This window comes from Pseudomonas sp. AC193 (assembly GCF_979258075.1).
Genome location: NZ_OZ409832.1, coordinates 4,579,939 through 4,593,793, shown reverse-complemented (window position 1 = coordinate 4,593,793; position 13,855 = coordinate 4,579,939). Strand labels below are relative to the sequence as shown.

The window sequence follows — 13,855 nt, the reverse complement described above, 5'->3', positions numbered from 1 at the left end:
CGCAGCCTTCGGCAGCTCCTACAGAGGACTGCATTCCAATGTAGGAGCTGCCGAAGGCTGCGATCTTTTGGCTGACGACTCAGTATTCGAGATCGGCGCGTTTCAGGTAGACGCCTTCGGAATTCATCGCCAAGCGATACTTCAGCACATCCCCGGCACGCAGTTTGATCTCCTGCGAACCCGGCGCAAGCATGCCCGGATTGCAACCGGCGACTTGCCCCGGCAGCAACTTCAAGCGCAGCGACACGGTGCCCGGCGGCAGGTTGAAGGAAATACTCTGCTCCTGCAGCAGCCGCGCCGAGAGCTGATCCTGGATGTACACGCCGATCTCGCAGGAGGTCGACACTTCCAGACGCTCGCGGGAGATGATCAGCACCGCGTAATCCTCCCCGGCGGCTTGCACTTGAGGGACGGCGGCAAAGAGGCTGAGCAAGCCAAACAGGCTGAAAGCTGACCAGCGCATGGCTGAATCTCCTGAATTTAAGTCATTGATGCACGCAGCTTGGCCGAGCGCGGCGCCGATTGCCAGCCCGGCAGATGATTGCAGAACTTGACCTTGCCATCATGGCAAGCTCGACACTGCCGGCAACCTCACTCAAAGGAGTCATTCCATGCAAGTGTTCAACGTTCAAGGCATGTCCTGCGGCCACTGCGTCAAAGCCATCACCAACGCCGTGCAGGCCAAAGACCCGGCGGCCAGCGTGCGCGTCGATCTGGCGGCGAAAGAAGTGGGCGTTGAAAGTGCGCTGAGTGCCGAGCAGGTGATCGAGGTCATCAGCGAAGAGGGCTACGCCGTCAAACTCGCCTAGAAGCAAAAAGATCGCAGCCTTCGGCAGCTCCTACAGGAGACGCATTCATGTAGGAGCTGCCGAAGGCTGCGATCTTTTGCCGTTTTTATAGTTAGCGAGCTATCGGAATGTTCAAGGCGTCCAGCCGCAGCTAGACTGTCGGGCTGCCGACTTGCCTGACTGGATGCCTGATGAACTTCCGTACCATTTTGATTCTCGGTGCCTTGACCGCCTTCGGGCCCTTGGCGATCGACTTTTATTTACCTGCATTTCCCGCGATGGCGCTGGCGTTCGCCACCGACGAGAAGCACGTGCAGATGACCCTGGCCGCCTATTTCGCCGGTTTGTCCCTCGGCCAGTTGGCCTACGGCCCGGTGGCGGATCGCTTTGGTCGGCGCATTCCGCTGCTGGTCGGCCTGACCCTGTTCACCCTCGCTTCATTGGCCTGCGCCTACGCGCCGAACCTCGAATGGCTGATCGGCGCGCGCTTCGTGCAGGCGTTGGGCGGCTGTGCGGGCATGGTGATTTCCCGCGCCGTGGTCAGCGACAAATGCGACGCCGTCGGCTCGGCGAAGGTGTTTTCGCAGCTGATGCTGGTGATGGGTCTGGCACCGATTCTGGCGCCGATGCTCGGCGGTCTGCTGGTCAACACCACCGGTTGGCAGTCGATTTTCCTGGTGCTGACCGGTTTCAGCGCCCTGGCCGGCCTCGCGGTCGCGCTCGGTCTGCCGGAAAGCATGCCAGCGAGCATGCCGCGCCAACCGTTGTCCGGTGCCTTTCGCCAGTACGCACGCCTGCTGAGTGATCGCGTTTACCTCGGCCACGCGCTGACCGGCGGCATCGCCATCGCCGGGATGTTTGCCTACATCGCCGGTTCGCCATTCATCTTTATCAAACTGTATGGCGTGCCCGCCGAGCATTTCGGCTGGCTGTTCGGCACCAACGCGGCGGGCTTCATTCTGGTAGCGCAGGTCAACGCGCGGCTATTGGCCAAGCGTGGCCCGGCATTCCTGCTGGCGCGTGCAGTCTGGGTTTATCTGGCAGCGGGCCTGACGTTGTTGGCGGTCAGCGCCTTGCACACCGAATCGTTGTGGCCGCTGCTGATTCCATTGTTTATCTGCGTGTCGAGCCTCGGCTGCATCAGCCCCAACGCCGCCGCGTGCGCGATGAACGGGCAGGGCGGGCGCGCCGGCAGTGCGTCGGCGTTGCTCGGTTGCATGCAATTCAGCGTCGCCGCCGGGGCTTCGGCTCTGGTCGGTGTGTTGCACGACGGCACCGCCGTGCCGATGGCGATTGTCATCAGCGTTTGCGGGTTGCTGGTGGTGTGCGTCGCGATGCTGACCCGACGTTTGCAAAACGCCCGGGCGCTGGCGCAGGCTCAAGCCGAGGTCTGAAACACTCAGCCGGCGGCGCGCTGCTGGCTGCGGTCGGGAATCTGATGGGGCGCAAATATTCGCGCTTCGAGGGTGCGGGTGAAGGCCAGGGCTTCGGCTTCACTGCGGAATGTCACGGCGTGCTGGTCGAGACGAACCTGCCATTGAGACTTTGCCACTTCTTTTATCAGGATCTTCATTGCTGACCTCCTTTGCGTAAAAGATGTACCGCAGAGGCTTCGATTGTAGTCCTGAATACCATCGCAATTGTGACAAGGGTCAGCCATCTGACTGACGGCAAAGATCGCAGCCTGCGGCCGCTCCTACACGGCCGCGCCCACTCCACCGTGGCTCTACACCCCTGTAGGAGCTGCCGAAGGCTGCGATCTTTCGACTTTAGAAACTTTCTAAAACAATTTTCCCCTTGGCTTTGCCACTCTCCAGCAACTCATGCGCCCGACGCAGATTGGCCGCATTGATCACACCGAAATGCTCGCCCACCGTGGTCTTCAACGTCCCCGCATCAATCAGCTCAGCCACACGATTGAGCAGGTTGTGCTGCTCGATCATGTCCGGCGTCTCGAACAGCGAGCGGGTGTACATGAACTCCCAGTGCAGCGACAGGCTCTTGCGCTTGAGCTTGCTCACGTCGAGCGACTTCGGATCGTCGATCAGCGCCAGTTTGCCTTGCGGCGCCAGTGCCTCGACCAGTTGATCCAGATGCTGATCGGTCTGGGTCAGGCTGGCGACGTGAGTCACGCTGTCGATCCCGGCGCGTTTCAGTTCTTCGCTCAACGGCTTGCTGTGATCGATCACCAGATCGGCGCCCAGTTCTTTCACCCAATCGCTGGTCTGCTGGCGAGAAGCAGTGCCGATCACTTTCAGCCCCGTCAGTTGCTTGGCCAACTGAGTGAGGATCGAACCGACACCGCCGGCCGCGCCGACGATCAGCAGGCTTTGGCCTTCATCGGTTTTGCCTTCGCGGATTTGCAGACGTTCGAAGAGCAATTCCCACGCGGTGATCGCGGTCAGCGGCAACGCAGCGGCTTCGGCGAAACCGAGGGATTTCGGCATATGGCCGACGATGCGCTCATCTACTGTGTGCAGTTCACTGTTGCCGCCAGCGCGGGCAATCGAACCTGCGTAGAAAACCTTGTCGCCAGCCTTGAACAGCGTCACGTCGCTGCCGACAGCCTTGACCACACCGGCGACGTCCCAGCCCAACACTTTCGCCGCGCCGTTTTCCGGCGCCACGTTTTGCCGCACTTTGGTGTCGACCGGGTTGACCGAGATGGCTTTGACTTCAACCAGCAGGTCGCGCGGGCCGGCGACCGGTTCTGGCAGTTCGATGTCTTGCAGGGACTTGGCGTCGCTGATCGGCAGGGACGCGTAATAGGCGATGGCTTTCATGAGTGGCTCCGTACAGGTAATAGAAGAAGGAATCAGGCAATCGCGCCGAGGCGCTTGAGTTCGAAGTGTTCGATGGTCTGCGCGGCAGTGGCCTGAAAATTCTGGAAATGCGCGCTGGCGTTGTGCGTCTGGAGGATTTCCTCGCTGGCCCAATGTTCGATCACATAAAAAACCTGTGGGTCGGCGAGGTCGCGGTGCAAGTCGTACTGGCTGCAACCGTCCTCGGCGCGGCTCGGTTCAACCAAGGCGCGCAGGGCTTGTTCGAGGGCGTCCTGCTGGCCGGGTTTGGCGATCAGGGTAGCGATGGCGGTGAATGGCTGGGACATGCGCGGCTCCAGAGAAGCGGGATGAATTCGATGAGCGGATGATTAGCTATTTCTCTGCGGGATAAAACCGGCTAAAACAGCAGTCTCTTTCAATATTTTTTTGATAATCGAGGCTGAGGATGCTGCGTTTCGATGACTTGCAGTTGTTTGTCCGAGCGGCGGATCTGGGCAGCCTGTCGGCAGCGGCGCGGGTGATGGACATGTCCGCCGCCGTGGCCAGCGCGGCGTTGAAGCGCATCGAACAGCAACTCGGCGCACGTTTGCTGGCGCGTTCGACCCGCAGTTTGCGCCTGACCGCCGAGGGCGAGGGTTTTCTCGAATACGCGCGGGCGGCGTTGAGCAACCTCGACGAAGGGCGGCGCTTACTGGCCAGCGGGCAGGATCAGGTCAGCGGGATCTTGCAGTTATCGGCACCCTCGGATTTCGGTCGCAATTTGTTGCTGCCGTGGCTGGATGAGTTTCAGCGCGAGCACCCGAAACTGACCGTGCGCTTGCTGCTCGGTGATCGCATCGCCGACCTGTTCCGCCAACCCGTGGACATCGCCTTGCGCTATGGCGAGCCGGAAGATTCCAGTCTGGTCGCCATGCCGATCGCCCCGCACAACCGGCGCGTACTCTGCGCCTCCCCGGCGTACCTGGCCCGACACGGCGAACCGCGTCAGCTCGAACAACTGGCGCAACACAATTGCCTGCTGTACATGCTCGGCAGCCGGGTTCACGACCACTGGAGTTTTCACGACGGCAAGCGCGAAGTCGGGCTGACGGTCAGTGGCGACCGTTTCAGTGACGACGCCGATGTCGTGCGCCTGTGGGCAGTGGCCGGCGCAGGCATCGCCTACAAATCCTGGCTCGACGTCGGCGCCGATGTCCTCGCCGGACGCCTCAAAGTGCTGCTTCCGGAGCTGTTATGTGAGCGCGCTCCGCTGAATTTGTTGTGCGCACATCGCGCTCAATTGAGTAAGCCAGTGAACCTTCTGAGGGAAATGCTCGCCAGCCGATGCGCTGAATTGAGTAGTCAATTTCCCGCTTTCTCGAAAGTTGATCATTAGTCGCAGGTAAATAGAGAAATTTCTCTCAGCAACAATCACCACCCGTGCAGGCCCCGGCGCGGGACGCAGCCTGTAACCCGCTTATACTAGCGGCCGCCTCATGCCGTACCGACACCCCGATCCACAGACCTTCACCGCCCGTCGCCGGGAACGGGTGACGGGCGCGCAACGGCGACTGATTCAGTGCCCAGGCAGATTGCGTCAGTGGCCAGCATGGCCCCGGTACATGGCGTATTTCGCGTCTTGGCCGACGACTCATTAGTGGTCAAGATGTCTGCGAGCAGTAGACGATACGATTCAACAGGGAGTGAATATATGGAACATGCACCTTGCATCAGCCAGATCGCCACGTTGCTGGCTGACCCCAAGCGCAGTGCGATGATGTGGGCCTTGATGGATGGCTCGGCGCGGCAAACCGAAGAGCTGGCGTTGCTGGCGGGGTTATCGCCGTCCTCGGCCAGCGCTCATCTGGCGCGACTCTCCACTGGCGGCCTGTTGAAAGTCGAAGTGCGTGGGCGCAAGCGCTTTTTCCGTCTGTCGGCGCCCGAGGTCGGCGCGGCGATCGAAGCGCTGGCCAGCGCCACCATCGCCAGCGCACCGCGCGACATTCCCGCCGTGTTCAAACGCGCAACGCCGATTGCCAAACCGCAGACGGCGCCGTCTTCACTGCTGCGCGCACGCTTCTGCGACGACCACCTCGGCGGCACGCTCGCTGCCGATTTGTATCAACGTTTGCTCGATGCCGGCTGGATCGAGCAGATCGAACAGCGCGTGGTGGTCACGCACAAAGGTTCGACACAACTGGCCAAGCGCGGGGTGTTCATTCAGGCGCTGGCCCATCGCAACGTGCAAGTCGCCTGCGCCTGCCCGGACTGGAGCGAAAGGCGTCCGCACATGGGCGGCACCCTCGGCGCGGCGCTGTTGCAGTTGTTCATGCAATCCGGCTGGCTGACCTTGCCCCACGACTCCCGTGCCTTGCAATTGACCGCCACCGGCCAGCGCGAAATCCATCGCTTCGCCAAGGAGACTGAGCTGGAAATGGCGTTGTAGAGCAGTCGCCGCGTCGCCCACGGCTGCGAACAGGTCGCATCCAGCACGAACGCCTGAACGCGATCGCGCACACTCGATCCGGGGACTTTTCGGATGGGGGAGGCGGCATGGACACTCAACACTTCAGTGCGGCAGAGCGGCTGGAACGCCTGCCGATCAGCGGTTATCACCGGATCATTTTCATCATCATTGCCTTGGCGTTTTTCTTCGATTCGATGGATCTGGCGATGATGACGTTTCTGCTCGGCTCGATTAAGGCCGAGTTCGGACTGAGCAGTGCGCAGGCCGGGTTGCTCGCCAGTTCGAGCTTTTTCGGCATGGTGCTGGGCGCGTCGTTGTCGGGCATGCTCGCCGACCGTTTCGGGCGTAAACCGGTGTTCCAGTGGAGTATCGTCTTGTGGGGCGTGGCCAGTTATCTGTGCTCGACGGCGCAAACGGTCGAGGCGCTGACGCTGTTCCGCATCCTGTTGGGAATCGGCATGGGCATGGAGTTTCCTATCGCGCAGTCGATGCTCTCCGAGCTGATTCCGGCACAGCGGCGCGGGCGTTATATCGCCTTGATGGACGGCTTCTGGCCACTGGGTTTTGTTGCGGCGGGCGTGCTCTCGTACTTCCTGCTGCCGCTGATTGGCTGGCGCGACATCTTTCTGGTGTTGGCGATACCGGCGGTGTTTGTTTTGGCCATTCGTTTTTTCATTCCCGAGTCGCCGCGCTGGCTGGAACAGGCCGGGCATGATGAAGCGGCGGACAAGGTGTTGAACGGCATCGAAGCGCGGGTGCGTACATCTCTCGGCGGTGCGGCGCTGCCGGAACCGATTCGCTTGCCGCGCACCGTGACGCCGCCGGGCAACTTCTTTTCCGCGCTCAAACAGATCTGGTCACCGCAGTATCGCCAGCGCACGACGATGATCTGGAGTCTGTGGTTTTTCGCCCTGCTGGGCTTTTACGGGTTGACGTCGTGGCTGAGTGCGTTGCTGCAACAGTCGGGTTTTGCCGTGACGCAGTCGGTGTATTACACGGTGCTGATTTCGTTGGGCGGGATTCCCGGGTTTCTGATGGCGGCGTGGCTGGTCGAGCGCTGGGGGCGTAAACCGGTGTGCATCGTCACCTTGCTCGGCGGCGGGGTGATGGCGTTTCTGTATGGGCAGAGCGCAGTGTTCGGCGGCAACGTGGCGCTGCTGATCGGCACGGGGTTGTTGATGCAGTTTTTCCTGTTCGGTATGTGGGCGGTGCTTTACACCTACACGCCGGAGTTGTATCCAACGTCGGCACGGGCAACCGGTTCGGGCTTCGCCTCGGCTATTGGCCGCGTGGGCTCGTTGCTCGGGCCATTGGTGACCGGGCTGGTGTTTCCGATTACCGGGCAGGGCGGGGTATTCGCGCTCGGCGCGGCGTGCTTCGCGATTGCGGCGGGGGTGGTGTGGTTGTTCGGGATGGAGACGCGGGGCAAGACCCTCGAAGAGCTGACCGAAACCCAATCCAACGGCTAACACCGATCCAATGTAGGAGTGAGCCTGCTCGCGATTGCGTTCTGTCAGCTAACACATCGGTGTCTGACACTCCGCTATCGCGAGCAGGCTCACTCCTACAAGGGTTATGCGGTGCTGCTTACGGTTTTACCAGGCGCGCATCCAGGCTGTTTTGCGCCAGGCGCTTGGCCTGATCCTGGGTCATGCCCAAATGCTCATGCAGCGCGTAGAAGTTCTCGGTCACATAACCACCGAAATACGCCGGGTCATCGGAGTTCACCGTGACCTTCACGCCACGCTCGAGCATGTCGAGAATGTTGTGCTGCGACATGTGATCGAACACGCAGAGTTTGGTGTTCGACAACGGGCACACGGTCAGCGGGATCTGCTCGTCGATGATCCGCTGCATCAGTCGCTCGTCTTCGATGGCGCGTACGCCATGGTCGATGCGCTGGATTTTCAGCAGGTCGATGGCTTCCCAGATGTACTCCGGCGGGCCTTCTTCGCCGGCGTGGGCGACGGTCAGAAAGCCTTCGTGACGGGCACGATCGAACACGCGCTGGAACTTGCTTGGCGGGTGGCCCATCTCGGAACTGTCGAGGCCGACAGCGACAAACGCGTCACGGAACGGCAGCGCCTGATCAAGAGTTTTCTCGGCTTCTTCTTCGCTCAAGTGGCGCAGGAAGCTGAGGATCAGACCGCTGGTGATGCCCAGTTGCTGCTCGCCATCCTTCAATGCCGCGGCGATGCCGTTGAGCACCACCTCGAATGGAATGCCCCGGTCGGTGTGGGTCTGCGGGTCGAAGAACGGTTCGGTGTGAATCACGTTCTGCGCCTTGCAGCGCAACAGGTACGCCCAGGTCAGGTCGTAGAAATCCTGCGAAGTGCGCAGCACGTCGGCGCCCTGGTAATACAGGTCGAGGAATTCCTGCAGGTTGTTGAAGGCGTAAGCCTTGCGCAGGGTTTCCACGTCGTTCCACGGCAGGGCGATCTTGTTGCGCTCGGCCAGGGCGAACAGCAGCTCGGGCTCCAGCGAGCCTTCCAGGTGCAGGTGCAGTTCAGCCTTGGGCAAGGCGTTGAGCCAGTCGTACATATTCTTTTCTCATCAGGTGCAATGACGGCATTCTACAGATGCTCGCCGAAACAATTGGCAAAACCTGACCAAGCGATCCATCAAACGGCTTCCTGCTCACGGCGATAAGCGTAGGTATCGGCGAAGCGCGACAGGAGGAATTCGGCGCAAGTGGTCGTCGGATATTTCGCCGGATGCTGTGCGTCCTGACAACCGGGCAGGCATTCGATGCGCGTGTCCGGGTGCGGCTCGGCGAAGAACGGCATCGAGTAACGGTCAACGCCCAGCGGGCTGATCACCCGGTGCGGGGTCGAGCGATAACGATCATTGCTCCAGCGCGCCATCATGTCGCCGAGGTTGACCACGAAAGTGCCGTCGATCGGTGGCGCGTCGATCCATTCGCCTTTGACGTTTTTCACTTGCAAGCCGCCGGCGCTGTCCTGATAGAGCAGGGTGATGCAGCCGTAATCGGTGTGCGCGCCGGCGCCTTGCTGGTCGGCGGAACTGGCGGTGTGGCGCGGTGGGTAGTGGATCATGCGCAGCACGCTGACCGGATCAACGAAGCGGCTGTCGAAGAAATCGCGTTCGATGTCGAGGGCGAGGGTCATTGCGCGCAGCAGGGTTTGTGCGAGGGCTTGCATGTCGAGGTAGTGCTGCTCCATCAGCGCTTCCCAGCCCGGTTGTGCCGGATGGCGGTTGGGGCCGCGGAGCGGTTTTTCCGCGAGTACTTCGGGATGCTCGGCCGGCAGGTGCAGGCCCATGTCGAAGGTCTCTTTGAGGTCGCTGGGTTTACTCGGGTCGAGTTGCTCGGTGGCGATGGCGCCGTAACCGCGATGGTGGCGGGTCTGGGTGATGTCGATCTTGAGTTTTTCTGCGGCGGGCAGGGCGAAGAAGCGTTGGGTGTGATCGAGCACGGCGGCGATGCGCTGCGCTGAAATCGGATGACCCTTTATGTAGAAAAACCCCCATTCGCGGCAGGCCAGGTCGATCTGCTCGGCCACCGCAGGCCAGGCGTTTTCGTCGTCGGAATAGAGCGGGCTGATGTCGATGATCGGAAGCTGATCCATACACAATCCTTGAATACGCTGAAGATCCAACTGTGGGAGCGAGCCTGCTCGCGAAGAGGGAGTGTCAGACAACATTTTTGTTTGATGACACACCGCTTTCGCGAGCAGGCTCGCTCCCACAGGGTTATGTGTGACTAGTAAAAATTTACTTCGGCATCTCGGCTTTCATGCCTTCTACGTAGTAGTTCATCGACGCCAGTTCCGCATTGGTCGCGCTTACGCCTGCGGGGATTTTCTCGACGCCGGCCTGATCCTTGATCGGCCCGGTGAACGGCTGGAAGGCACCGCTCTTGATGTCAGCAATGATCTGCTCGGCTTCGGCTTTCACCGGCGCTGGCACCAGATCGCTGATCGGCAGTTCAATCGTGCCTTCCTTCAGCCCGCCCCAGTAATCCTGGGATTTCCAGGTGTGATCGATCACGCTTTGCGTCGCCTGAATATAGTGCGGCGCCCAGTCGTTGACGATCGAGGTCAGCACCGCTTTCGGGCCGAAGTGCGCCATGTCCGAGGCATAACCCACCGCGTACACGCCACGACGTTCGGCAGCCTGAATCGGCGCCGGGCTGTCGGTGTGCTGGAACACCACGTCGACGCCCTGATCGATCAGCGCGTTGGCCGCGTCGGCCTCTTTGCCCGGATCGAACCACGAGTTGACCCACACCACTTTGATCTCGGTGCCCGGGTTGTATTTGTTCAGCGCCAGTTGAATCGAGTTGATGTCGCGGATCACCTCGGGGATCGGGAACGAAGCGACGTAACCGATTTTTTTGGTCTTGGTCATCTTCGCCGCGAGGAAGCCGCCGACGTAGCGACCTTCATAGGTGCGCGCCAGATAGGTGCCGAGGTTCTTGTCCTGTTTGTAGCCGGTGGCGTGTTCGAAGGTCACCTTGGGAAACTGCTTGGCGACTTTCAGCGTCGGGTTCATGTAGCCGAACGAGGTGGTGAAGATCAGGTCGTACTTGTCCTTGGCCATGTTGCGGATGACCCGCTCGGCGTCGGCGCCTTCAGCGACGTTCTCGACATAGTTAGTGGTGATCTGATTGCCGAATTTCTCCGCGAGTGCCTTGCGCCCCTGCTCATGCTGATACGTCCAGCCGTGGTCACCGATCGGGCCGATGTAAACGAAACCGACCTTCAGCGGATCGGCAGCGCTGGCGCTCAGACTGATCCCCAGACCGAGGGCGGCGCACAGCAATTTGTGCAGCGGACGTATTTGCATGAATTCGAACTCCATTTTGTTGTGTGTGGTCAGGGCCAATGCAAATTGCTGACCAACAGGACAACAAACTTTCCGAAACCGCGTAACGGCCATCGCGAGCAGGCTCACTCCTACATTTGGAATGCGTTCCCCTGTAGGAGTGAGCCTGCTCGCGATAGCGCCCTCAAGGCCAATAAAAGTGCACCGGGCAAAGTACCGCTATCAGTTGGTGCGCTAATGTGTAACGAAACGTTAGCGCCGCTCCGCAGTCAGTAGCTCATTCGCACTCTTCGGTAAAAGGCCCGTCCATGCTCACCCTCCTCAAGCAAGAAAGTTTTCTGCTCCTGGCCGTCATCGCCGCGTGCGTTGCCTATCCGTTGGAACACTGGATGCTGCACAGCGGCCAGATCGTCGCGCTGACTGCCGGCCTAGTGCTGATCGCTTTCATTGTCGCCGCCTCGATGCGCGTCGCCCATCACGCCGAATTGCTCGCCGAAAAGGTCGGCGACCCTTACGGCACGATGATCCTCACGCTCGCGGCCGTGCTGGTCGAAGTGGTGATTCTGGCGATCATGATGAGCAACGAAGCGTCGCCGACGTTGGTGCGCGACACGATCTATTCCGCCGTGATGCTCGACATCAACGGCATCCTCGGCCTCGCCGCGCTGATGGGCGGGATCAAACACGGCGAACAGTCCTACAACGACGATTCCGCGCGCAGCTACAGCGTGATGATCCTCACCGCCATGGGCGTGTCGATGGTGGTGCCGGAGTTTATTCCCGAGGCCAACTGGAAGATTTATTCGGCGTTCACCATCGGTGCGATGGTGGTGCTGTATGCGCTGTTTCTGCGCATGCAGGTCGGCCCGCACAGTTACTTTTTCAGCTACAGCTATCCGGATAAACGCCGCAAGAAAGAACCGCAGGACGCGCAGGCGAAAGCACCGAGCATCGGCCTGTCGATCGGCATTCTGGTGTTTGGCATTGTGGTGATCGGCGCACTGGCCGAAGTGATGTCGAAGACCCTCGATCTGGGCCTGGAAGGCACGGGCGCACCGCCGGTGATCACGGCGATTCTGGTGGCGGCCATTTCTGCGGCACCGGAGATTTTGACCGCGTTGCGCGCGGCATTGGCCAACCGCATGCAGTCGGTGGTGAACATTGCGATGGGCGCGTCACTGTCGACGGTGATTCTGACGGTGCCGGTGATGGAGGCGATGGCGCTGTATACCGGCCAGCCGTTTCAGATGGCGATGACGCCGGTGCAGACGGTGATGATTTTCCTGACGTTGATCGTCAGTGCAATCAACCTCAATGACGGCGAAACCAATGCCATCGAAGGCATGACGCACTTCGTACTGTTTGCGACGTTCATCATGCTTTCCCTACTCGGCCTTTAAGCCCACCACAAAACCCAATGTGGGAGCGGGCTTGCTCGCGAAGGCAGTGTGTCAGGCTATTCAATACCGACTGACACGACGCTTTCGCGAGCAAGCCCGCTCCCTCAGTTTTGAACGGTGTTTGGATCAGGTACCGGCGATCAGTTGGCGAGCCGCCTGGCTGTGATCGGCGATCAGGCCTTTGAGGTCAAGGCCCTCAACCTGGCCATCGACCACGCGCCATTTGCCGCCAATCATCACCCGATCGGCACGATCGGCGCCGCACAACAGCAGCGCCGAAATCGGATCATGGCTGCCGGAGAAACGCAGCTCATCAAGCTTGAACAACGCCAGATCCGCCTGCTTGCCCACGGCAATCTCACCAATATCGGTACGGCCCAGCAAGCTCGCCGAACCCTTGGTCGCCCAGCCCAGCACGCGTTCCGGAGTGATCTTCTCGGCGCCATAACGCAGACGTTGGATGTACAACGCCTGACGCGCTTCGAGAATCATGTTCGACGCATCGTTAGACGCCGAACCATCGACGCCCAGACCAAACAGCGCACCGGCGTCAGTCAGATCAATACTCGGGCAGATGCCGGAAGCCAGACGCATGTTCGAACTCGGGCAATGGCAGATACCGGTACCAGCCTCGCCGAGACGCGCGATTTCGTCCGGGTTGAAGTGAATACCGTGCGCCAGCCAGGTGCGCGGGCCGAGCCAGCCGACGCTGTCGAGATAATCGACGGTGCGCAGGCCGAAACGCTGCAGGCAGAAATCTTCTTCATCGAGGGTTTCAGCCAAGTGTGTGTGCAGGCGCACGTCGAGCTTGTTCGCCAGTTCAGCACTCGCCGACATGATTTCCGGGGTCACCGAGAACGGCGAGCACGGCGCCAGCGCGATCTGGATCTGCGCGCCGTCGCCACGCTCGTGGTACTCGTGAATCAGGCGCTGACTGTCGTCGAGAATCACCTGACCTTCCTGCACGGTCTGCTGCGGTGGCAGGCCGCCGTCCTTCTCGCCGAGGCTCATCGAGCCGCGAGTGAGCATGGCGCGCATGCCCAGTTCACGCACGGTTTCGACTTGTACGTCGATGGCGTTTTCCAGACCGTCCGGGAACAGGTAGTGATGGTCGGCAGCGGTGGTGCAGCCGGACAGCAGCAGCTCGGCCAACGCGACTTTGGTGGCGAGCGCGAGTTTCTCAGGTGTCAGACGCGCCCACACCGGGTACAGGGTTTTCAGCCACGGGAACAACGGCTGATTGACCACCGGCGCCCAGGCGCGAGTCAGGGTTTGATAGAAGTGATGGTGAGTGTTGATCAGGCCAGGCAGGATCACATGCTCGCGGGCATCGAACACTTCATTGCACGGCGCCGACGGCTGTTGGCCGGCAGCCAGCACTTCGACGATGACACCGTCTTGCACGACTAGACCGCCACGGGCATCGAGCTCGTTGGAGGTGAAAATAGCGAGGGGATTTTTTAACCAGGTACGGGTCGCGGGCATGTTGCCGGCTCCTCTGAAAATTGGGTTCAGGGTTGCCAGCTCAGTGATGCCCTGTCTGCTGATCCAGGGTCGCCGCGGGGACGAGGTGCGCAGTTTCGAACAAAACGCTGCATCGGGCAAGCCCAACCCGACCAGACAACATCACACCGTCCCTGTGGGAGCGGGCTT

The 13,855-nt window shown here is 60.6% G+C and carries 14 protein-coding genes; 6 read left to right on the top strand and 8 right to left on the bottom strand.

Annotated elements, in window-relative coordinates; translation table 11 throughout:
* Window positions 1–79 precede the first annotated feature (79 nt).
* Window positions 80–463 carry a hypothetical protein gene (locus tag ACZZ0D_RS20735; protein WP_053116942.1) on the bottom strand — a complete coding sequence of 128 codons (384 nt, stop codon included), beginning with the start codon at window positions 461–463 and terminating at the stop codon, window positions 80–82.
* Window positions 464–611: 148 nt separating this feature from the next.
* Between ACZZ0D_RS20735 and ACZZ0D_RS20730 the strand changes: the two genes are divergently transcribed.
* Entirely contained in the window at window positions 612–809 is a 198-nt protein-coding gene (locus ACZZ0D_RS20730) for a cation transporter (RefSeq protein WP_025111719.1), read from the top strand.
* Between the two features lie 170 nt (window positions 810–979).
* Window positions 980–2,182 (top strand): multidrug effflux MFS transporter, encoded by a 1,203-nt coding sequence (locus ACZZ0D_RS20725; RefSeq protein WP_053116943.1) that lies wholly within the window; start codon window positions 980–982, stop codon window positions 2,180–2,182.
* Window positions 2,183–2,187: 5 nt separating this feature from the next.
* Here the strand turns inward: ACZZ0D_RS20725 and ACZZ0D_RS20720 are convergent, their stop codons facing one another.
* From ACZZ0D_RS20720 to ACZZ0D_RS20710, 3 genes are all read right to left on the bottom strand, one after another.
* The gene (locus tag ACZZ0D_RS20720) at window positions 2,188–2,361 is read right to left on the bottom strand and encodes a hypothetical protein (RefSeq protein ID WP_172680068.1); all 174 of its coding nucleotides are present in this window, start codon (window positions 2,359–2,361) and stop codon (window positions 2,188–2,190) included.
* Between the two features lie 196 nt (window positions 2,362–2,557).
* On the bottom strand, window positions 2,558–3,571 hold the full coding sequence (locus tag ACZZ0D_RS20715) for a zinc-binding alcohol dehydrogenase family protein (protein WP_463554157.1): 1,014 nt from the start codon (window positions 3,569–3,571) through the stop codon (window positions 2,558–2,560).
* A 32-nt stretch (window positions 3,572–3,603) separates the two neighbouring features.
* Entirely contained in the window at window positions 3,604–3,897 is a 294-nt protein-coding gene (locus tag ACZZ0D_RS20710; protein ID WP_159813453.1) for a putative quinol monooxygenase, read from the bottom strand.
* Window positions 3,898–4,016: 119 nt separating this feature from the next.
* Here ACZZ0D_RS20710 and ACZZ0D_RS20705 point away from each other — a divergent pair, with 119 nt between their 5' ends.
* The 3 genes from ACZZ0D_RS20705 (at window position 4,017) to ACZZ0D_RS20695 (ending at window position 7,486) form a co-directional block, all read left to right on the top strand.
* On the top strand, window positions 4,017–4,946 hold the full coding sequence (locus ACZZ0D_RS20705) for a LysR family transcriptional regulator (RefSeq protein ID WP_053116946.1): 930 nt from the start codon (window positions 4,017–4,019) through the stop codon (window positions 4,944–4,946).
* A 315-nt stretch (window positions 4,947–5,261) separates the two neighbouring features.
* On the top strand, window positions 5,262–5,996 hold the full coding sequence (locus tag ACZZ0D_RS20700; RefSeq protein ID WP_463554156.1) for an ArsR/SmtB family transcription factor: 735 nt from the start codon (window positions 5,262–5,264) through the stop codon (window positions 5,994–5,996).
* A gap of 107 nt (window positions 5,997–6,103) precedes the next feature.
* Window positions 6,104–7,486, top strand: a complete 1,383-nt coding sequence (locus tag ACZZ0D_RS20695) for an MFS transporter (protein WP_463554155.1) — start codon at window positions 6,104–6,106, stop codon at window positions 7,484–7,486.
* A gap of 118 nt (window positions 7,487–7,604) precedes the next feature.
* On the opposite strand, the gene ACZZ0D_RS20690 is transcribed toward ACZZ0D_RS20695, so the two are convergent.
* The 3 genes from ACZZ0D_RS20690 to ACZZ0D_RS20680 form a co-directional block, all read right to left on the bottom strand.
* Window positions 7,605–8,558, bottom strand: a complete 954-nt coding sequence (locus tag ACZZ0D_RS20690) for an adenosine deaminase (protein WP_008082147.1) — start codon at window positions 8,556–8,558, stop codon at window positions 7,605–7,607.
* 80 nt (window positions 8,559–8,638) lie between these two features.
* Window positions 8,639–9,604 (bottom strand): 2-oxoglutarate and iron-dependent oxygenase domain-containing protein, encoded by a 966-nt coding sequence (locus ACZZ0D_RS20685; protein WP_463554154.1) that lies wholly within the window; start codon window positions 9,602–9,604, stop codon window positions 8,639–8,641.
* A gap of 145 nt (window positions 9,605–9,749) precedes the next feature.
* Complete coding sequence (locus tag ACZZ0D_RS20680) at window positions 9,750–10,823, bottom strand: BMP family ABC transporter substrate-binding protein (protein WP_053116955.1); 1,074 nt, start codon at window positions 10,821–10,823, stop codon at window positions 9,750–9,752.
* A 287-nt stretch (window positions 10,824–11,110) separates the two neighbouring features.
* On the opposite strand from ACZZ0D_RS20680, the gene ACZZ0D_RS20675 reads away from it, so the two are divergent.
* Window positions 11,111–12,202, top strand: coding sequence for a calcium:cation antiporter (locus tag ACZZ0D_RS20675; protein WP_422606684.1), 1,092 nt, complete (start codon window positions 11,111–11,113; stop codon window positions 12,200–12,202).
* Window positions 12,203–12,328: 126 nt separating this feature from the next.
* Here the strand turns inward: ACZZ0D_RS20675 and ACZZ0D_RS20670 are convergent, their stop codons facing one another.
* Window positions 12,329–13,687: an 8-oxoguanine deaminase gene (locus ACZZ0D_RS20670; protein ID WP_212546367.1), complete on the bottom strand. Its 1,359-nt coding sequence runs from the start codon at window positions 13,685–13,687 to the stop codon at window positions 12,329–12,331.
* Window positions 13,688–13,855 lie beyond the last annotated feature (168 nt).